The following is a 19,315-nucleotide window of genomic DNA, read 5'->3' on the forward strand; positions in this document are numbered from 1 at the left end:
CGTGACCGGCACACCGGGGTCAGGGGCCCCCGGGGGCTGCTGCGCCTGAGGCGTCGACGGTGATCAGCTCGGCGAGGTCGTCGACGACGAGCTCGGCGCCGGCGTCGACGAGGGCGGCATGGCCGGCTCCGCGGTCGACGGCGACGACCCGCAGGCCACCGTCGGCGGCGGCTCGCACGCCGCTCTCGGCGTCCTCGAAGGCGACGGTGTGGGCGGCCCGGGCGCCGAGGCGCCGAGCCGCGGCGACGAACGTGTCCGGTGCCGGCTTGCCCCGGAGCCCCTCCTCCTGCGCCGTCGTGCCGTCGACGACGTGGGCGAACGCGTCGAGGAGGTCCACCGCCTCCAGGACGCGCCGGGCGTTGCGCGAGCTGCTCACGACGGCGCACGGCACCGACCGGTCGAGCAGCCACTGGACGAGGCGGATGGTGCCGGGGTAGACCGCCACCACCCCCTCGTCGAGCGCCCGGAGGAACGCGTCGTTCTTGCGGCGCGCGAGGCCGTGGACGGTGTCCGCCTCCGCCGGGTCGTCGGCCTCGCCCTCGGGGAGGTCGATCCCCCGGGAGGCGAGGACAGCCCGGATCCCGTCGAGCCTCGGCTTGCCGTCGACGTGCCGGAAGTAGTCGTCGTCGGTGTAGGGCGCGAGGTCGCCGGACACCCCGGGCCGCCCGGCGAGGAAGGCGCGGAACATGTCTCCCCACGCGACCATGTGGAGGGACGCGGTGTCCGTGATGACGCCGTCGAGGTCGAAGAGCGCCGCGTCCGCGTGGCCGACGAGGTCGCGGACCGGCGGTGGCGACCCGACGGCGCCGTCGGTCATGCGGTCACCGGGTGGAGGTCGACGACGGTCCGCTGGCCGGCGGTGAGCACGACGTCGCGGCCCTGCACCGTGACCGACAGCGTCGCGTCGTCGGCACCGGCGACCTCGAAGGACAGCCGTTCCCGCTCGACGTGGACCCGGAGGTGGAGTCCACGCCAGGTCAGCCGGTACCGGATGCCCTCCCACTCGGGAGGCAGCCAGGGGGAGAAGTCGAGACCGGTGCCGTGGACCCGCAGGCCGCCGAAGCCGGTGACGAGCGTCGTCCACGTGCCGGCGGCCGAGGCGATGTGCATGCCCTCACACGTGTTCCCCTGGTTGTCGGCGAGGTCCACGAGCGCCGACCGGGTGAAGTACTGCACCGCACGGACCGGGTCGCCGACCTCGATGCCCATGATCGCGTGGATGGCGGGGCTCAGCGAGCTCTTGTGGAGCGTCCGCGGCTCGTAGTACTCGAAGGCGACCTCCTTGTCCCGCTCGGTGAACTCGTCGGGGAGCATGAACATGAGCTGGATGACGTCGGGCTGCTTGAGCAGCTGGGTGTCCTCGCAGTTGAAGTGGTGGTACCCCTCGGGATAGCGGGGCATGTCGTTCTCGTCCCACTCGGTGACCGGCACGTCGAGCCGGTCGAAGTACCCGGCGAACTGCTCGACGACGCCTTCGGCGTTCCGGCGCGGCGGTTGGATGGCGTCGGCGACGCGGCGCCACGTCGCCACCTCGCCGGGATCGAGCTCGATGAGCTCGGCCACCCGGGCCAGCTCGTCGGGTGCGCCGGACGCCATCGCGTCGTGGACGTCCGCGGCATACCGCAGGTGCCACGCGACGATCCGGTTCGTGAAGGCATTGTCGTCGACGTGCGAGTGGAACTCGTCGGGCCCCATGACCTGGCGCAGGTGGAGGTGTCCGTCGTCGCCCTTCTCGGCGAAGTCGACCCAGAACCGGCTCGTCTCGAAGAGGATCTCGGCGCCCTTCTCGCGCAGGAAGGCCTCGTCCTGCGTCGCCTCGACGTACCGGCGGATGCCGTATGCGACGTCGGCCGACACGTGGACCTCCTCGTCCCGCGTCCAGAAGCGGTTCGACCCGTCCGGCGTGAACCGCGGACACTCCTCGTCGCCGGTGTCCGCCGACTCCCACGCATACCGGGCACCGCGCCGGTCACCCTCGGCGGCGTTGCGCCGCGCCCCGCCGAGCGTGTGGTGGCGGTACCCGAGGAGGGCGCGGGCCGTCCGCGGCTGGGTGAGCACGAAGAAGGGCAGCATCATCGCCTCGGTGTCCCAGAAGATGTGCCCTCGATAGCCCTCCCCCGACAGGGACTTCGCCCCGATGTTGACGGTCGGATCGTCGGGGTTGGCCGTGATGACGAGGTGGTAGATGCTGAACCGCACGGCCTGAGCCAGGCGTGGGTCGCCGACGACCTCCGCGTCGCACTCGTTCCAGATGTCCTCCCACGCCTCGGCGTTGGCTCGCAGGAGGGCGTCGATGCCGGCATCCGTCGCACGCCGCACGGTGCTCCGGACGTGCTCGAGCAGCATCTCCCCGGAGAGCTGGTCGAGGTCGCGTGACGTCCCGACGGCGACGACCTTGTCGAGCCGGACGGACTCGCCGGCCGCGAGGGAGACCGAGGACCGCCGGGTCACGCCGCGGGAGCCGTGCACCGTCTCGACCTCCTGCGGCGCGGGGCTCACGGCGGCGGTCGCCGCATACGCGATCTCGACCCGGGTGCCGATGGTGCGCGTCACGAGGTGCAGGACGTCGTCCGAGACTCCCGCGTCGACCGGCTCGAGGTGCCGGCTGCGGGCCCACTTGGCCCAGCGCTCCTCGGGCGAGAAGGTCCGGTCCGCGGGATAGACGGGCAGCGCCTCGAGGTTGGACCGGTCTCCGTCGAGGCCGGTGCTGACGAGGACCGTCGCGTCGTGGTCGAGGGGTGTCACCGTGAGCCGGAGGACGCAGACGTCGCGGTCGTGGAGGCAGGCCGCGCGGAGCGACTCGACCCGCGTGCGACGTCCTCGTCGGTCGGCGAAGACCGTGGAGCGCCACAGCACGCCCTGGGACATGTCGAGCACCCGCTCGTGGGACACGATGTCGCAGGTGTCGGCGTCGAGCCTCGTCCCGTCGACGTGGACCGAGGTGTCGACCCAGTCCGGGGCGTTGACGAGGTCGGTGACGATGGCGTCGTGCCCGTCGTAGACGCCCGCGAGGAAGACCCCGGAGAGGGAGCCCGCATGCCCCTCCTCGAGGCACCCCCTCGTGCCGAGGCGGCCGTTGCCGACGGTGAAGAGGGTCTCGTAGACGTTGGCCCGGGCGCGGTCGAAGCCGTGCTGGCGGACGAGCCACTGCTCGTCGCGAAGGATCTCGGCGGTCATCGGCGTCAGTCACGCCCCCCGGCGACCGCCCCGGCATACGCCTTCTCGATCTGCGCGCTCGTCTCCTCGAACGGGAGGTAGGCGTCGAGCACCGTCGCGGACGCCCGCTGGGCGCCCATGGCGTTGCCGTACCGGCACGCGGTCACGATGTCCCGGTCGAGCAGGTAGCCGAAGGCCATTCCCGCGGCGAAGGAGTCCCCGCACCCCGTCGTGTCGACGACCGTGGTGATGGGGACCCTCGGGACCGTCGTCTCGACGATCTCGCCGGCGCCGTCGAGGGTGAAGGCGACGCAGCCGCTCTCGTCGAGGGTGACGCACAGCGCCTTGACACCCTTGCGGAGGACGTATGCCGCGAAGTCGTGCAGCTGACTGAGCGGGATCGGGTCGCCCGGCTCGCGGTCCTCCTCGAGGGCCGGCAGCCAGCTGCAGCCGGCCTCCTCGAGGTTCATCTTGAGGATGTCGATCGAGGGGAGCCAGGCACCCATGTCGACCCACAGCCGGTGGGCCCGCTCCCCGCCGCGGACGAGGGTGCTCGTCGGCCCATGCCCGTCGAGCAGGATGACGCCGGTGCTGTTGGCGCGGATGTACTCGAGCGTCGACTGGCTCACCTCGTAGTCGGTGATCGGCACACAGACGAACGCGTCCGCGTCGAGGGCGAACTCGACGTCCGCCGGGGTGATGGGCGCCATGAAGGCCTTCTGCCGCTCGATCCGGTTGTTCTGGTCGATGTAGCGCAGCTCGACGACGTCGCCGCGGTCGTGGACCGCCCGGACGCCGGTCACGTCGATGTTGTCGTGGGTCTTCAACAGCTCGACGATCGCGTCGTGGTCGTCTTCGGCGACGTTGACGATCGGCAGGACGACGCCCTCGTCGCCGATGAGGGCGGCGAGCGCGATGGCCGTGTACAGCGCGCAGCCGTACTTCTCGAGGACGTCGCTGCGGTAGGTGATGATGCGGTCCCTCGGGATCGGGCCGAGGACGGCGATCCGGTGTGGCTTCGCGGGCTGCTGGGTGGGCGTCGACATGGGTGAACCTTCCGGACGACGGGACGGGCGGGTGGGATCGGGTCTGCGGGGTGCCGGCGCGTGCGGGGTCCCCGTCGCCCCGGGGGTCTCGGGGCCACGACAACCCGGCACGCGCCGGCGCAGGGGGCGCCTCAGGCGGTGCCGGGGGTCGCCTCGGGGGTCGCGTCGGGTGTCGCCGCCGTGATGGTGGTGTCCATGTCCTCCAGCGTGCGGCCCTTGGTCTCCCGGACGAACCGGGCGACGAACAGCAACGACAGGAGTGCGCACACGCCGTAGAAGCCGTAGGCGACGCCGAGCGAGAGGTCCTTCAGGCTCGGGAAGGTCACGGTGATCAGCCAGTTCGCCACCCACTGCCCGGCGGCGGCCAGCGAGAGGGCCGCGGCCCGGATGCGGTTCGGGAACATCTCCCCGAGGAGGACCCACACGACCGGGCCCCAGGACATCCCGAACCCGATGACGAAGACGTTCGCGGCGATCAGCGCGATGGGGCCCGCGGCGCCGTTCAGCTGTGGCGTGCCGTCGGCGCCGACCGTCGCGGTGCCGAAGATGACCGCCATGACACCGAGCGCGACGGTCATGGCGGCGGAGCCGATGAGCAGCAGCGGCTTGCGCCCGACCCGGTCCACCGTGGCGATCGCGATGAGGGTCGTGAGGATGTTCACGACCGAGGTGATGACGGTGATGATGAACGAGTCGTTCTCCGAGAACCCGACGGCCTCCCACAGGACGTTGGAGTAGTAGAAGATGACGTTGATCCCGACGAACTGCTGGAAGATCGACAGGAAGAGGCCCACCCAGACGATCGGCAGCAAACCGCTCGGTCCCTTCAGGTCCCGCCACGACGGCGGCTTCTCCCGGTCCAGGGTCCGCTGGATGCTGCTGATGGTGATCTCGAGGTTCTTCTCGCCCATGAGGGCGGTGAGGACCTTGCGGGCCTCCGGGATCCGGTGCCTCGCCACGAGATACCGGGGCGACTCCGGGATGGTGAGGGCGAGCAGGCCGTAGGCGCCGGCCGGGACGACCATGACGATGAACATCCAGCGCCACGCCTCCATCCCGAGCCACAGCATGTGGTCGGAGCCTCCCGCCGCCTTGGCGAGGAGGAAGTCGACGAGGAGGGAGAGGAAGATGCCGGTGACGATGGCCAGCTGCTGCATCGATCCCAGCCGGCCCCGGATCCGGGGCGGGGCGATCTCGGCGATGTATGCCGGCGCGATGACGGAGGCCGCGCCGATGCCGAGGCCGCCGACGACGCGTAGGAGGACGAAGACCCAGATGTTGGGGCTCAGCCCGGCTCCGATGGCGCTGATGAAGAAGAGGACCGCGGCGATCTTCATGACCATGAGCCGCCCGACGTGGTCGGCGACCCGCCCGGAGCCCATGGCGCCGACGGCGGCACCGATGAGCACCGACGCGACGGCGAAGCCGAGCGGTCCGGCACTGATGTTGAACTGGTCCTGGATGGCGGAGACCGCACCGTTGATGACGGCGCTGTCGTAGCCGAACAGGAGGCCACCGAGGGCAGCGACCGAGGCGATGCGGATGACGCTCTTGCCGGACGATGTGTCGTCGTCGGCGAGGTATGACTCTTCGTTGCTGAACGCTGCGTGCTCGCTCATAGGAACCCTTCTGCGAGGGCCCGCGCTGAATCAATCCACGGGACACGCCGAGCCGAGGCGTTCATCTGATGAACGTCAAGGCATTCAGGCCACGGCGGCTTGGGCCACGGCGGTCAGATGGAGTGACCCGCGCAGTGGCCGGCCGACTTCGTTGTCCGTATTGGCATTCTCGATCTTGCGGCGCCGATGTCCCGGTGACGGTCTCGACAGCGATTAGTAAAGCGCGGGACGCCGAGAAATACAAGAGGTGAACAGCGATCAGGGACTAGATGTCCTACCGGTGTCCAGCGACCGAGCGTGCCCCGAGGTCGAGGATGCCATGATGCTGCGCCCCGAGCCACGCGGCGCCGAGGACGTGGGTCTGCGCGCCGAGGGCGCCCGCCTCGATCCGCAGCGACTCGGTGGCCACCGGGATGCCCTGGCGGCGCACGACCTCGCGCATCGGCGGCAGGAGGAAGCGGGCGGCCTGCGACAGCTCCCCGCCGAGGAGGACGAGCTCGGGGTTGAACACGTTGCACAGGTTGGCCAGCGCGACCCCGATGAGTCGCCCGGTGTCGGCGAGGACGCGTGCGCAGGCGACGTCCCCCTCGTCCGCGAGCGCGACGATCCGGGCGATCGTCAGCCCTGGCCCGCGGACCGGTTCGAGGAGGTCGACGACCGTCCGCGCCGCGACGAGCGTCTCGAGGCAGCCGCGGTTGCCGCAGCGGCAGACCCGGCCGAACTCGTCCATCGTCGTGTGCCCGATCTCGCCCGCGATCCCGTGTCGCCCGCGGTAGAGGCGACCCTCGAGGATGAGGCCGGCGCCGACGCCTTCGGACAGCTTGAGGTAGGCCAGCGACTCGCAGCCGCGGCCCGCCCCCCACACCCGCTCGGCCAGGGCTCCGAGGTTGGCGTCGTTCTCCACGACGACGGCGTGGCCGAGCCTCGACGACACGAGGTCGGCGATGTCGACGCCGACCCACCCGGGCAGGATGGAGGGGGCGGCCACCCGGCGCGTCGACATCTCGATGGGGGTCGGGACCCCGAGGCCCACGCCCGTCAGGTCCTCCGCCCCCAGGTCGCTCGCGTCGAGCACCGAGGCGAAGAGCTCGGCGATGATCTCGGTCGCCTCGGCGGCGGTCACCCGGAGACCGATGTCGACCCGCTCCTCCGCGACGACCTCGCCCGTCGTCGTCACCGAGGCCACGGCGATGTGCCGGTGCCCGACGTCGACGCCCACCGACAGCGTGCCCCGGCCGCTGAGGGCCAGCACGCGGCCGCGGCCGGACTCCTGGGTGACCGACACGACGCCGCGGGTGACGAGGTCGCGCACGATGTTGGACACCGTCGACGGGGCGAGTCCCACCTCCCGGGCCACCTCCGCCTGGCTGCGCGAGCCGGTCGCGAGGAGCCCGAGGATGCGCGACTCGTTCGCCGCGCGGAGGGCGGTCGGGGAGCCGGGCCCGATGGATCCGAGGCGCCTACCTGGCATACGGCTCACCCCCTGACGGGACGACGGACGGACATCGGGGTCCAGCGTAGGCCCGCGGCGCCGGTATCACACCGTGGACCACGACTCTTCCACCGCTTCGCAGGCGTATCCCTCATGGACGGCGAGCTGCCCGGCGGCGAGGTCGAGGCCGACGACGGCGAGCGTCTGCCACCGTCCCTCGAGGGGATCGTCCCCGTAGGGATGGCAGCAGAGAGCGGCCCCGTCCTCACGGTGATGGTCCAGGACCGCGACGCGCCGCTGGACCGAGGGTCCGTCGAAGCCCTCGACGCGCTGTGCGAGGGCGGACAGCCGGGCCACCGTGTCGGGATCCTCGCCGGCGAGGCGCTCACCCGCTGCGAGTACCGGGTCGAGGAAGTGGTTGGTATGCAACAGGGTTCGACCCGGGCCCGGCTCGAGCCGCGCGACACCGGCCGGGGACACCTCGAGGACGCACCCGCTCGAGTGGGCGCCGTCGTAGGCGACGACGGTGAGCGCGACCGAGGCGGACACGGTGGCCGAGCGGGCGATCTGCTCCGCCTCGTCGAGGCCACTCGCCTCGTCGAGCACCCGGCGGGCCAGCAGGTGGACCGGGACGCCGACGGCTCCCCCGTCACGGTCGTGCTGCAGCAGGTTGAAGTGCAGACCGATGCCGTCGTCGGTCACGCCGATCTTCCCGAGGATCCCCGGCTCGGTGAGGGTCTTGACCGTCCGACCGGGTCGCGGCTCGAGCGTCCAGACGACGAGGTTGCCCGCCATCGCGTCCTGCCAGTCCCACGTCTGGAGGGTCTGCGGCGGGCCCACCGGTGGGAGCCGCACGATCGTGGAGCACTCCCCCGGCGGGGTCCTCGGCGACCGCGCGAGGATCTCCGACCGCGCGTTGAGCGCCGTCACCTGCCACGGTTCGAGGGCCGACCCGGCCGCCACGCCGACGAGCTCCTCGGCGAGGTCGGGCGCCCAGCCCGTGACGTTCTCCAGGACGTGGTCCGCCACGTCCCGGACGACCGGGCCGGGCACGGCATACGCCGTGAACAGCCGCTCGTAGCGCTCCCACGTGTCGGCGATCTCGATGCGCCGGGCGGTCCCGAGCGCCTGGCCCCGGCGATACGGCGAGGACGACGTCGAGCTCTCGACGTGGATCGTCATGTCCGCTTCCTCCCGTCGTCGGGCCGTCGCCGGGACCGCGCGGCGGCGGCCCGCATCCGCAGCGCGTCGAGCATGAGCTCCATGGCGAGCTCGAAGTTGCCGGGGTCGTCGACGCGCGGGAGGTGGTCGGCGACCGCGGCGAGGTCGGGGAACAGGTCGGCCGGCAGGGTCCGGTACTCGACGTCCCACGACCGCAGGTCCGCCGCGCGCGTCGCCGGGTCGAGGGCGGCCAACGAGGCGTCGAGGGCGGCGTGGGCGAGGATGAGGTCGCTGAACACGCGGTAGTAGCGCGCCGCGTCCGCATCCTCGAAGCCGGCCGTCCGCATGCATCCCACGACCCGGTCGACCTTGCGGAACTCGTTCTCGCGGCGGGCGGTCCGGGCGCCCGCGAACTGCGCCACCTGCGGGTGGCGCAGGAACGCCGCATAGGTGCGCCGGCCGAGCTCGGCGAGGTCCGCGGCCCAGTCGTCGGTGGGCTCCGGCGCGCCGGCGAGGGCCTCCGCGTGGATGGCGTCGAGGAGTGCGAGGAGGAGTTCGTCCTTGTCGCGGAAGTACCGGTAGATGGCCGTCGGGTGCGCACCGAGCTGCGCGCCGATCGCCTGGAAGGTGAGGGCCTGCGCGCCGTCGCGCTCCGACACGGCGAACGCCGCCTCGATGATGCCCTGCCGGCTCAGTCGCGGTTTGGTGCCGGGTTTGCGCCGCCGGCGCGGCTCGGCAACGTCGGTCGAAGGTGTCGTCGGGGTGCTCATGTCACGGCCACTATGACGTATGCCGCGGCGCCGGCGGGAATCGCCCGGTCCGGCGCGAGGGTCACTTCGCCCCACCGAGGTGGGCCGCCCACGGGTAGTACACGTAGTCGAAGGAGGCCGGGGCACCGGTGATCCGCTTGTTCATCCACACCGTGTTGACGAGACCGACGCCGGGCACCATGGGGAGCAGCTGCTCGTGGAGCGTCCGCTCCATCTGCGCGACGAGCCGGGCGCGGACCGCCGGGTCCTTCGTGCCGACGGCCTTGGCGTAGACCGCGTCGATGCCGTCGTAGCCGTACTGGTTGAACGTCCCGCCGGTCACGGCGGTGATGCCCAGCCAGTCCATGGGATCGGCGACGTTCGGCCAGAACTGGGTGTAGAGGATGTCGACGCCGGCCCGGGTCTGAGGGTCGTAGAGGTAGTTGGAGTAGCCGGTCGTCGGCACGACCTTGAGCCGGAAGTCCAGGCCGATCCGGCCCGCCGCGTCCTTGACGGCGAGCCCGAGCTGCTGGGTGTCGGAGGTGTCGGGCACGACCATGGTGATGGGCCGCGACCGGACGTCCGCCGGCACGCTCTGGACGATCTTGCGCGCCGCCGCATAGTCGGCGGACCTCGGCGCCGGGAGGGACGCCGCGAGGGCGTCGAGCTGCTTGGCCGCGAAACCGTAGGCCGCGGGCGGAGTCTGCATCGTCAGGGGTGACGCCAGGCCCGCGTAGATCCGGTTCCCCACGCCCTTCCAGTCGATGGCCAGCTGGAGGGCCCTGCGGAGCTGGAGGTTGCTCATCGGGCCCTTGGGGTTGGCATACACGATGGTGATGTTCAACGGCGCCGGCCCGACCGTGAGCGTTCCCACCGGGCTGTTCCGCAGCTGGGTGTACCCGGACGTCGGGACGCCGTAGGTGCCGTCGATCTCCCCGCTGAGCAGGCCTGCGGTGATCGCCGAGTTGTCGGTGAGGAAGGTGAAGACGAGCGTGCCGACCTTGGGCCTCAGGCTCGCGTTCCAGTAGTGCGGGTTGCGCACGAGGGTGATCGACTGTCCCTGCGCCCACTTCTCGAACTCGAAGGGGCCGGTGCACATCACCCCGGTGCTCGGGGAGCCGAAGCTCTTCGCGTGCTCGAGGAAGAACTTCTTCTCGACGACGACGCCGGCGTAGTCGGCCAGCTCGCTGTTGAACAGGTAGTCCGGGCTGCGGAGCGTGACGGTGACCTGGTGGGGTCCGGTGACGTCGACGGACTTCACGTTGAGGTAGAGGTAGTTGTAGAACGACGTCTTGTCGGTGAGGTTCTCGCGGAGGCTGAAGGCGACGTCCTCCGCCGTCATCGGGCTGCCGTCCCAGAACGTCACGTCGTCGCGCAGGTCGTAGACCCAGTGCAGGGGGTCCGGGTTGTGGTATGCCGTCGCGAGGTTGGGCTTGATGCCGAAGTCGGGGGTCTGCGCGAGGAGGTTCTCGCACATGTTCGAGTTGATCATGTTCGGCGTGTAGTCCGCCGAGTGGTAGGGGTCGACGGTCTGCGGCTCGCCCTCGAAGACGTTCCAGGTGACCTTGTCGACGAAGGAGGTCGCGGGGGTCGTCGTGATCCGCAGTGCCCCCGCGTCGAGCCCGGCCTGCGAGCCGTGGGTCCCCATGCTGCAGGCGGCGAGCAGCATCGCGACGCCGCCGGCGACCAGGGTGCAGAGGGCTCTCGTGGATCTCATGCGTCGTCCTCCGTCGGATCGGCACCGGACAGGGCGGCGAGGGCGCTCTCGGGCGTCCACCCCGGGCGCGGGACGCTGCTGCGCAGCAGCCTCGTGTACGCGTGCTGCGGCTCGTCGAGGACCCGTGGCGTCGGTCCGTGCTCGACGACGCGGCCGTGCCGCATGACGAGGGTGTCGTCGGTGATCTGGCGGATCACGGCGAGGTCGTGGCTGATGAACAGGTAGCTGATCCCGGTCCGCTCGCGAATGTCGGCGAGCAGGTTGAGGATCTGGGCCTGGATCGACACGTCGAGCGCCGACACGGCCTCGTCGAGGATGAGGATCCGGGGCTCGGCGGCGAGCGCCCGGGCGATGGCGACCCGCTGCCGCTGGCCGCCGGAGAGGGCCCGGGGCACAGCGCGCAGCTGGCGGTCGTCGAGGCCGACGAGGGCGGCGAGCTCCTCGACCCGGTCGCTCACCTCCCCCGCCCGGCCGCGCACGTGGACCGAGACGGCCTCGGACAGGCACGACCCGATCGTCTGGTGGCGGTCGAGGGAGGTGTACGGATCCTGGAAGACGATCTGGATGCGGCGTCCCCGCTCGCGCCACTGGCGCGCCGTCCGGGCCGGCGTCGTGTGGTCGACCCCCTCGATGAGGATCCGGCCCGTCGTGGGCCGCTCGAGGCCGATGAGCATCCGGGCCGTCGTCGTCTTGCCGGAGCCGGACTCGCCGACGATCCCGAGCGATCCGCCCGCCGCCAGCTCGAACTCGACACCGTCGACCGCGAGGACGTCGTGCCCCCGACCCCGGCCGGGGAAGGACTTGCTGAGGCCCTCGACGCGCAGGATGACCTCGCCCGTGGTGGTCATCACGCGACCCCCTCGGTCGTCGACGGGCCGGTGAGCATCCGGCCGCGGAGCTCCTCGGCCCGGATGCAGCGGCTGTGGCCGTCCCCGATGGGCACGAGCTGCGGCTCCTGCGTCGTACAGGCCGCGACGGCGTGCGGGCACCGGGGCGCGAAGGCGCAGCCGGGCGGCACCTCGTATGCCGTCGTCGGGTATCCGGGGATGGCCGGCAGCCGCCGGGTCGCCCGGTCGATGTCCGGGCGGGCCTGGGCCAGCGCGGCGGTGTACGGATGGAGCGGGTCCTCGTGGAGGGAGGCGCCGCGGTGCTGCTCGACGACGGAACCGGCATACATGACGATCGTCTCGTCGCACACGGCGGCGGCGAGATCGAGATCGTGGGTGATGAAGAGCATCGCCATGCCGTACTCGGCCCGCAGGCGCCCGAGGATGGCCATGACCTCCGCCTGGGTCGAGACGTCGAGCGCGGTCGTCGGCTCGTCCGCGAGGATGAGCCGCGGCCGCACGGCGAGGGTCGCGGCGATCATGACGCGTTGGAGGAGACCGCCGGACAGCTCGTGGGGGTACTGCCGCAGCCGGCGCGCGCCGTCGGCGATCCCGACCTCCGCGAGCAGCTCGACGGCCCGGGCACCGGCGGCCCGCGACGACATGCCGCCGTTGATCCGCAGCGCCTCGGTGAGGAAGTCGCCGATCCGGCGCACGGGGTTGATGGCCGACCGGGGGTCCTGGAAGATCATCGACACGTCGCCGGCGCGGTAGCGCCGCAGCGCCTCCCCCCGCAGGTCGACGATCGAGGCGCCGTCGAACTCGAGCCGGCCCCGGACGCGGGCCCCCGGCGGCAGCAGCCGGGCGACGGCCCGCGCGGTCATCGACTTGCCCGACCCCGACTCGCCGACGAGGCCGACGGTCCGGCCCGGCTCGAGCGAGAACGAGACGTCGTGGAGCACGGTCCGCAGCTCCCCGTCGACGGGAAGCGCGATGTTGAGCGCCTCGACCTGCAGGAGCGGCGTCGTCATGACCGGCCCTCCGAGCGGGTCGTCAGCCGGTCGCCGAGGACGTTGGCCGCGGCGACGGTCGCGACGATGAGGGCGCCGGCGTAGAACGACTCCTGGGGGTACCGCTGGAGGATGCCGGCCAGTCCCTCCCCGACCATGGCGCCCCAGTCGGCCGTCGGCGGCTGGACGCCGAGCCCGATGAACGACAGGCCCGCGAGGTCGATGAGGGCGAACCCGAAGGAGATCGTCGCGTTGGCGAGGACGAGCGTGCGGATGTTGGGCAGGATGTGCCGGACGCAGATCGACAGGCCGTGGATGCCCTGGACGCGCAGGGCCGCGATGTACGGCATACCTCTCTCGCGGAGGGCCGCGCTGCGGGCGATCCGCGCCATGTACGGCGTGTACGCGATGGACAGGGCGGCGACCGCCGCGGGCAGCCCGGCGCCGAAGAGGGCCGTCGCGAGGATCGCGAGGAGCAGCCCGGGGAAGGCGAAGACGGCGTCGACGACGCGGGCCACGGCGGTGTCGAACCACCCGCCGAACCACGCGGCGGCGAGGGCGAGGACGGTGCCGAGGATCGTCGAGGCGACGACGACGAGGAGCGGTCCGATGACAGCGGTCCGCGCTCCGACGACCAGGCGGGTCAGCAGGTCGCGGCCGTTCGCGTCCTGGCCGAGCCAGTGCTCGACGCTCGGCGCGCCGAAGCCCTGGGCGAGGTTGCCCTCGTTGGGGTCCTGCGAGGCGAGCAGGGGTCCGACGACGGCGAGGAGCAGGACGAGGACGAGGACGCCGATCGAGAGCCATCCCGAGACGCCGAGGCCGCGCGTCCAGCCCCAGGTCCGCCGTCGGGGCGGGGTGACCTCCACCTCCCCGGCGGTCAGCGTGGTCATGACGGGCCCCTTCCGACGGCGATCCGGGGATCGAGGAACGAGTAGAGGAGGTCGATCAGGGTGTTGAGGACGACGAAGCTCGTCACGTAGATGAGGCAGATGGCCTGGACGACCGGGAAGTCCTTCTGCTGCACCGCCGTCACGAGGAAGCTGCCGAGGCCGTTGAGCTGGAAGACCTGCTCGACGACGACGCTGCCGGCGATGAGTCCGGCGACGGTCAGCCCGGCGACGGTGAGCATGGGGACCGCCGCGTTGCGGATGACGTGGCGCCGGACGACGAACCGGTACGGCAGCCCGCGGCTGATCGCCGTCTGGACGTGGTCGGCGGCGAGCTCCTCGCGGACGGCGGCGTTGGTGAGCCTGCCGACGAAGGCGACGGACGCGAGGGCGAGCGCCACCGAGGGCAGGACGAGGTGGTGGATGCGGTCGAGGAGGCCGGACCCCGATCCGAAGACGGGGAACCACCCGAGGTCGACGGCGAAGACGAGGGTGAGGACCACCGCGGCGACGAAGGCCGGGACGGCCATCAGGGCGGTCGAGGTGCCCATCAGGGTGCCCGCGAGGCGGCCCGGTCGGAGTCCGGCGTAGATCCCGATGCTGAGCCCGAGGACGATGATGAGGACCGCCGAGAAGAGGACGAGGGCCACGGTGTTGACCACCCGGGACGCGATGAGGGACCCGACGCTGTCGTGGTAGAGGATCGAGGTGCCGAAGTCCCCGTGGAGGACGCCCGTGAGCCAGTGCCAGTACTGCGCCGGGACCGACTCGTCGAGGTGGTACTCGTGCTCGAGCGCCTTGACGGCCTCGGGCGACATCGACCGGCCGTGGGTGAGGAAGGTGATCGGCGACCCGGGGGCGAGGAAGAGGGCGCCGAAGATGACGATGCTCGCGACGAAGAGGGTGGCGACGAGCCCGACGACGCGGGCGACGGCGAAGCGGGCGATCGCGAGCCCGCTGCCGCGGCGACGCGTCGGGGCAGCGGGCGTCGTGGGTGTGCCAGGTGCCCCGGATGCGGTGGGTGCTCCGCCGGCCTGGGCCGTCATGCCGACCACACCGTTCGCCCGCCGACGACGGTCCGGACCACCGCGGCCTCGAGCAGCTCCTCGGGAGGCGCGCTGAAGACGTCGCGGTCGAGGACGACGAAGTCCGCGGCGAGCCCGGCGGCCAGCTGCCCGAACTGCTCCTCGGCCCCGCAGGCCCAGGCGGCGTCCCGCGTCGCGTGGGTCACCGCCTCGGTGAGTGGCAGGGCGTACCGCTCGAGGTTCGGGGGGAGGCTCGGGTCGAAGGCGGAGCGCCGGGTCGCGGCGATGAACAGGTTGCGCAGCGGCGGGTAGGGAGCGGTCGGCGAGTCGGTGCCGAAGGCCAGGGCGGCCCCGGCACCGGTCAGCTCCGGCCACGGGAAGCCCCGGTCGACGCGGTCGTCGCCGAGCATGGCCCGCCAGTTCTCCTGGATGGCCGGGTCGGCATGGACCGGCTGCATGCTCGCGGTGATGCCCAGCGCCGCGAGCCGGGCGATGTCGGCCGCGTCGACGACCTCGAGGTGCTCGATGCGGTGCCGGCGCCGGCGCGGGCCGTTGTCGCGGACCGCCGCCTCGACGGCGTCGACGGCGATGCGGACGGCCTCGTCGCCGATGGCGTGCATCGCGACCTGCAGACCCGCCGCGTCGGCCGCCGTCACGACGGCGGACAGGTTCGCCGGGTCCCAGATCGCGTCGGGGAGGGAGCCGTCGGCGTACGGCCGCTTGAGGGCGGCGGTGCATCCGTCGACCGTGCCGTCGACGAGGATCTTGATGCCCGCCACGCGGAGCGAGGGGGAGGCATGCCGTCGGGCCTGCCGGGCCGCCTCCGCGACGGCCGCGAGGCTCGCCTCGAGGGGGACGGCGCCGTCGAGGACCCAGTGGCCGACGAGGTGCGCGGTGAGGGTGCCGGCCTCCTCGGCGCGGCTCATGGCGGCGAGGTCCTCCGCGGTGAGGCCCATGTCGACGGCGGCCGTGATGCCGGCCCGCCGGTACCCGTCGAGGGCGACCCGGAGATGGGCGTCGCGGTCGGCGTCGGTGGCCCGGTCGTTGAGGTAGGGCCAGACGAGCTGCTGCATGGCGGTCTCGTCGATGAAGCCGGTCGGCTCCCCGGTCGTCGGGTCCCGCTCGATGCGGCCCCCGGGCGGGTCGGGGGTCGATGCGTCGATACCGAGCTCGGCGAGCGCCGCCGAGTTGACCCAGATGGAATGGAAGTCGTAGGCCTCGGCGTAGACCGGGCGGTCCGCGACAACGGCGTCGAGCATCTGGCGGTCGGGGCGCCCGCCGACCGCCGCGTGGACCCACGAGTGGGCCCGGACGCGCGGCACGTCCGGGTGCTCCGCCGCCCACGTCCGGATGCGCGCCTGGATGCCGGCGAGATCCGGCGCTCCCGTGAGGTCGGCGTAGCCCTGGACCTCCCCCGTCGAGACGACGTGCGCGTGGCCGTCGACGAACCCGGGCAGGACGAGACGGCCGCCGAGATCGACCTCGTCCGTATGCGGACCGGCGACCCGGCGCGCCGTCTCGAGGTCGCCGACGTAGGCGATCGCGTCGTCGTCGACGACGAGGGCCTGCGCCCAGGGACGGGCGCCCGCCGTGAAGACGGTGGCGTTGGCATACGTCGTCCGGTGGCGTGTGGACATGCGCGGTGGTGCTCCTGCCGTGACCCGAGGAGGTGTTGGGCGTGAATACAAGCACTTGTCACGTGAACTGTCAATAGGCGTGACAGTTATTGTGCCGGTGACGTCTCAGCCGCGACCCCGGATCCGGGCGGCCTCGAGGGCGACATGGAGGGTGGCGGCCTGCACGGGGTGGGTGATGTCGATGCCCGTGAGCTCCTCGAGGCGCCCCAGGCGGTATCGGACCGTGTTGCGGTGCAGGTGGAGCTGCTCGGCCGCCGCGGAGGTGGACCCGCCGGTGTCGAGCCAGACGCGAGCCGTCTCCAGGAGCGTCGTGGCATCGGGCTGCCCCCGGTCGAGGACGGGCTCGAGGAGCTCGAGGACCGTGTCGGCACCGTCCGGGCTCCCGGCGAGGAGGACCGCGACGGGCCGGTCCTCGTAGCCGACGACCTCCGACGTCCCCGGCGTGGCCGCCGCGAGGGCGAGGCGGGCCTGCCGCGTCGCCGCCGGGGCCAGGTCGAGGGTCGCGAAGGGCCTGCTGCGGCCCACGCGGGTCGTCGCCATCGCACGGAGGTCCTCCGACAGGGCCGCGGTGCCGTAGCCGACGCGCAGCGCGACGAGGCCCTCGTGGCTGTCGGGCGTGAGGCGCCACGCCGACTGCACGTGCCGGCCGGAGAGCCGTCGCTCGGCGTCGGGCAGGGCCTCGGCCCCCGGGGTGTGGCACTCGGCGGACACGACGACGAACTCGGTGCCCCGCAGGTCGAGGACGGCGGCGGACGACCAGTCCTGGCGGGCCGCGGCGACGTCGCCGTCGAGGAGCGTCCCGACGAGGACGGCCCGCGTCTCGTGGTCGCGGCGCGCCCGGTCGAGGACGACCGCCCGGTAGGCCTCGCTCGCGGCGGCCGCGATGTCGTCGCTGATGCCCCAGATGTCGGCGGCGGCGGGGAGGAGGTCCGACCTCGTCGAGTTGTCGGCCTGCTCGACGAGGATCTCCCAGACACAGCGTCCGCCCACCCGGAACGCCTGGAGCATCACGGCATACGACACCCCCTGCTCGGCACGGCGGGCGCCGGTCGCCTGGGCCGCGGCGATGTTGGGCCCGGGCCGGCCGACGACGGTGCTGAGGATGTCCCGCAGGTTCTGTGCGCAGGACCGCTCCAGGTCCTCGGCGGCGACGAGCGGGTTGTCGACGTATGCCGGCACTTCCCGCCGGATGCGGTCCGCCATCCTCGTGGCCAGGTCGTCGCTCTGCGGGAGCAGCGCTGTGCACAGATCCCGCACGGTCTCGGCGAACGTCGGCGGTGCCACGGAAGGATCGTAGCGAGGCATTGTGCATGCGCACAGTCACTGGCGCATGGATTCGGTGCCCCGGCCCGAAGCGCCGAAGGGGTCGCCCACGGGACATTCGAAGGGTCAGACAGCCCCTCCCCGAGAGAGCCCGCCATGAACCTCGCCGACCTCCTCCTCCGCACCGCCGAGCGGCATCCCGAGCGTGCCGCGCTCCGACTGGACGACTCCGTCGTGCGCTACGCCGACCTCGACGAGGCGAGTGCCCGAGTCGCCGGCCTGCTCGCCGACCGTGGCCTCGTCGCCGGGGACCGCGTCGGCGTCATGCTCCCCAACGTCCCGCAGTTCGCCGTCGTCTACTACGGCATCCTCCGGGCGGGCGGCGTCGTCGTCCCGATGAACCCGCTGCTCAAGGCCCGGGAGGTCGGCTACTACGTCGCGGACTCCGGCGCCCGGCTCGTGTTCGCCTGGGAGTGGGCGGTGGAGGAGGCGACGGCCGGCGCGGGCGACGTCGAGGTCGTCGCGATCGCCCCCCACACGACGGCCGCCTCCCTGTCCGGTGCCGAGCCCGCCACCGCGGTCGTCGAGCGCGCGCCCTCGGACACGGCCGTCATCCTCTACACCTCGGGCACGACGGGGCACCCGAAGGGGGCCGAGCTGACCCACGGCAACCTGACCCGCAACGTCGAGGTGACCCAGTCCGACCTGCTCCACCTCACCGGCGACGACGTCGTCTTCGGCGGGCTGCCGCTGTTCCACTCCTTCGGCCAGACGTGCACGCTGAACGTCGCGATGGCGGCCGGCGCGAGCGTCGTCCTCCTCCCGCGGTTCGACGCCCGGGCCACCGTCGAGCTGCTCGCCCGGCACGGGGTGACGGTGTTCGCGGGGGTGCCCACGATGTACTCGGCGCTCGTCGCCCTGGAGGACCTCCCTCCGCTGCCCCGCCTGCGGCTCGCCGTCTCCGGCGGCGCCGCCCTGCCGGTCGAGGTGCTGGGCCGGTTCGAGGAGCGGTTCGGCTGCGCCCTTCTCGAGGGCTACGGGCTCTCGGAGACCTCACCGGTGGCGTCCTTCAACCGTCCCGACGCGCCGCGAACCCCCGGGTCGATCGGTATGCCGGTGAGCGGGGTGGAGATGCACGTCGTCGACGACGACGGGGTGCCGGTCGAGGTCGGCGCGGTCGGAGAGATCGCGATCCGCGGGCACAACGTCATGAAGGGCTACTGGAACAAGCCGGACGCGACCGCCGCCGCCCTCTCGGAGGACGGCTGGTTCCGCACGGGCGACGTGGGGCGCCGCGACGAGGAGGGCCGCTTCTTCATCGTCGACCGCAAGAAGGACCTCGTCATCAGGGGCGGGTTCAACGTCTACCCGCGGGAGATCGAGGAGGTGCTCTACGAGCACCCCGACGTCAACGAGGCGGCCGTCGTCGGGATCCCCCACGCCACCCTCGGCGAGGAGATCGGGGCCGCGGTCGTGCTCCGCGCCGGCGCCACTGCCACCGCCGAGGAGCTGCGGGCATACGTCAAGCTCCGCGTCGCGCCGTACAAGTACCCTCGCCTGGTCTGGTTGCTGGACACGTTGCCCAAGGGCCCCACGGGAAAGATCCTCAAACGCGAGATCGTCCCCCCGACCGCCGCAGAGCAGGAGTGAGCCCGATGCCGACGACCAAGGACCAGGGCCGACTGGCCGAAGCAGCCGCACCCCTCGACGCCCTCCTCGTCGAGGCCGCGCACCACCCGCTGCGCCGGTTCCTCCCCGACCTGTCCACGGGGCGGTGGGCGGCGTC

At 72.1% G+C, this 19,315-nt stretch carries 15 protein-coding genes; 1 reads left to right on the plus strand and 14 read right to left on the minus strand.

The window, feature by feature from the left end; all coding sequences use genetic code 11:
* Positions 1 to 19: 19 nt before the first annotated feature.
* The 14 genes from BN12_RS07305 to BN12_RS07370 form a co-directional block, all read right to left on the minus strand.
* Positions 20 to 817 (minus strand): HAD family hydrolase, encoded by a 798-nt coding sequence (locus BN12_RS07305; protein ID WP_048551308.1) that lies wholly within the window; start codon positions 815 to 817, stop codon positions 20 to 22.
* The gene (locus BN12_RS07310; RefSeq protein ID WP_048551310.1) at positions 814 to 3,177 is read right to left on the minus strand and encodes a glycoside hydrolase family 65 protein; all 2,364 of its coding nucleotides are present in this window, start codon (positions 3,175 to 3,177) and stop codon (positions 814 to 816) included. The genes BN12_RS07305 and BN12_RS07310 overlap by 4 nt, the downstream gene beginning before the upstream one ends.
* A gap of 5 nt (positions 3,178 to 3,182) precedes the next feature.
* Positions 3,183 to 4,202: a carbohydrate kinase family protein gene (locus BN12_RS07315; RefSeq protein ID WP_048551312.1), complete on the minus strand. Its 1,020-nt coding sequence runs from the start codon at positions 4,200 to 4,202 to the stop codon at positions 3,183 to 3,185.
* A 131-nt stretch (positions 4,203 to 4,333) separates the two neighbouring features.
* The gene (locus BN12_RS07320; RefSeq protein WP_048551314.1) at positions 4,334 to 5,821 is read right to left on the minus strand and encodes a sugar porter family MFS transporter; all 1,488 of its coding nucleotides are present in this window, start codon (positions 5,819 to 5,821) and stop codon (positions 4,334 to 4,336) included.
* A gap of 274 nt (positions 5,822 to 6,095) precedes the next feature.
* Entirely contained in the window at positions 6,096 to 7,292 is a 1,197-nt protein-coding gene (locus BN12_RS07325; RefSeq protein WP_048551317.1) for an ROK family transcriptional regulator, read from the minus strand.
* 66 nt (positions 7,293 to 7,358) lie between these two features.
* Complete coding sequence (locus tag BN12_RS07330; RefSeq protein WP_048551319.1) at positions 7,359 to 8,435, minus strand: C45 family autoproteolytic acyltransferase/hydolase; 1,077 nt, start codon at positions 8,433 to 8,435, stop codon at positions 7,359 to 7,361.
* A complete protein-coding gene (locus tag BN12_RS07335) occupies positions 8,432 to 9,184 on the minus strand; it encodes a TetR/AcrR family transcriptional regulator (RefSeq protein WP_048551320.1) in 753 nt (250 codons plus the stop codon). The genes BN12_RS07330 and BN12_RS07335 overlap by 4 nt, the downstream gene beginning before the upstream one ends.
* Before the next feature lie 61 nt (positions 9,185 to 9,245).
* Positions 9,246 to 10,880, minus strand: coding sequence for an ABC transporter substrate-binding protein (locus BN12_RS07340; protein WP_048551323.1), 1,635 nt, complete (start codon positions 10,878 to 10,880; stop codon positions 9,246 to 9,248).
* Positions 10,877 to 11,728 carry an ATP-binding cassette domain-containing protein gene (locus BN12_RS07345; RefSeq protein WP_048551326.1) on the minus strand — a complete coding sequence of 284 codons (852 nt, stop codon included), beginning with the start codon at positions 11,726 to 11,728 and terminating at the stop codon, positions 10,877 to 10,879. Before BN12_RS07345 ends, BN12_RS07340 begins: the two co-directional genes overlap by 4 nt.
* Positions 11,728 to 12,738: an ABC transporter ATP-binding protein gene (locus BN12_RS07350; RefSeq protein ID WP_048551327.1), complete on the minus strand. Its 1,011-nt coding sequence runs from the start codon at positions 12,736 to 12,738 to the stop codon at positions 11,728 to 11,730. Before BN12_RS07350 ends, BN12_RS07345 begins: the two co-directional genes overlap by 1 nt.
* Positions 12,735 to 13,607 carry an ABC transporter permease gene (locus BN12_RS07355; protein WP_053079977.1) on the minus strand — a complete coding sequence of 291 codons (873 nt, stop codon included), beginning with the start codon at positions 13,605 to 13,607 and terminating at the stop codon, positions 12,735 to 12,737. Before BN12_RS07355 ends, BN12_RS07350 begins: the two co-directional genes overlap by 4 nt.
* Complete coding sequence (locus BN12_RS07360) at positions 13,604 to 14,650, minus strand: ABC transporter permease (protein WP_083454956.1); 1,047 nt, start codon at positions 14,648 to 14,650, stop codon at positions 13,604 to 13,606. Before BN12_RS07360 ends, BN12_RS07355 begins: the two co-directional genes overlap by 4 nt.
* On the minus strand, positions 14,647 to 16,266 hold the full coding sequence (locus tag BN12_RS07365; RefSeq protein ID WP_048551328.1) for an amidohydrolase: 1,620 nt from the start codon (positions 16,264 to 16,266) through the stop codon (positions 14,647 to 14,649). The genes BN12_RS07360 and BN12_RS07365 overlap by 4 nt, the downstream gene beginning before the upstream one ends.
* Positions 16,267 to 16,371: 105 nt before the next feature.
* Positions 16,372 to 17,550, minus strand: coding sequence for a PucR family transcriptional regulator (locus BN12_RS07370; RefSeq protein WP_048551329.1), 1,179 nt, complete (start codon positions 17,548 to 17,550; stop codon positions 16,372 to 16,374).
* 135 nt (positions 17,551 to 17,685) lie between these two features.
* Between BN12_RS07370 and BN12_RS07375 the strand changes: the two genes are divergently transcribed.
* Positions 17,686 to 19,179 (plus strand): long-chain-fatty-acid--CoA ligase, encoded by a 1,494-nt coding sequence (locus BN12_RS07375; RefSeq protein WP_048551330.1) that lies wholly within the window; start codon positions 17,686 to 17,688, stop codon positions 19,177 to 19,179.
* Positions 19,180 to 19,315 lie beyond the last annotated feature (136 nt).

The organism is Nostocoides japonicum T1-X7 (assembly GCF_001046855.1).
GTDB lineage: Bacteria > Actinomycetota > Actinomycetes > Actinomycetales > Dermatophilaceae > Nostocoides > Nostocoides japonicum.

Excerpts from the sequence above, each read along its gene's own strand:
- BN12_RS07365 (WP_048551328.1), bottom strand. The coding sequence starts at position 16,266 with ATGTCCACACGCCACCGGACGACGTATGCCAACGCCACCGTCTTCACG.
- BN12_RS07310 (WP_048551310.1), bottom strand. The coding sequence starts at position 3,177 with ATGACCGCCGAGATCCTTCGCGACGAGCAGTGGCTCGTCCGCCAGCAC.
- BN12_RS07315 (WP_048551312.1), bottom strand. The coding sequence starts at position 4,202 with ATGTCGACGCCCACCCAGCAGCCCGCGAAGCCACACCGGATCGCCGTC.
- BN12_RS07330 (WP_048551319.1), bottom strand. The coding sequence starts at position 8,435 with ATGACGATCCACGTCGAGAGCTCGACGTCGTCCTCGCCGTATCGCCGG.
- BN12_RS07305 (WP_048551308.1), bottom strand. The coding sequence starts at position 817 with ATGACCGACGGCGCCGTCGGGTCGCCACCGCCGGTCCGCGACCTCGTC.
- BN12_RS07335 (WP_048551320.1), bottom strand. The coding sequence starts at position 9,184 with ATGAGCACCCCGACGACACCTTCGACCGACGTTGCCGAGCCGCGCCGG.
- BN12_RS07325 (WP_048551317.1), bottom strand. The coding sequence starts at position 7,292 with ATGCCAGGTAGGCGCCTCGGATCCATCGGGCCCGGCTCCCCGACCGCC.
- BN12_RS07360 (WP_083454956.1), bottom strand. The coding sequence starts at position 14,650 with ATGACGGCCCAGGCCGGCGGAGCACCCACCGCATCCGGGGCACCTGGC.
- BN12_RS07340 (WP_048551323.1), bottom strand. The coding sequence starts at position 10,880 with ATGAGATCCACGAGAGCCCTCTGCACCCTGGTCGCCGGCGGCGTCGCG.
- BN12_RS07345 (WP_048551326.1), bottom strand. The coding sequence starts at position 11,728 with ATGACCACCACGGGCGAGGTCATCCTGCGCGTCGAGGGCCTCAGCAAG.
- BN12_RS07320 (WP_048551314.1), bottom strand. The coding sequence starts at position 5,821 with ATGAGCGAGCACGCAGCGTTCAGCAACGAAGAGTCATACCTCGCCGAC.
- BN12_RS07350 (WP_048551327.1), bottom strand. The coding sequence starts at position 12,738 with ATGACGACGCCGCTCCTGCAGGTCGAGGCGCTCAACATCGCGCTTCCC.
- BN12_RS07355 (WP_053079977.1), bottom strand. The coding sequence starts at position 13,607 with ATGACCACGCTGACCGCCGGGGAGGTGGAGGTCACCCCGCCCCGACGG.
- BN12_RS07375 (WP_048551330.1), top strand. The coding sequence starts at position 17,686 with ATGAACCTCGCCGACCTCCTCCTCCGCACCGCCGAGCGGCATCCCGAG.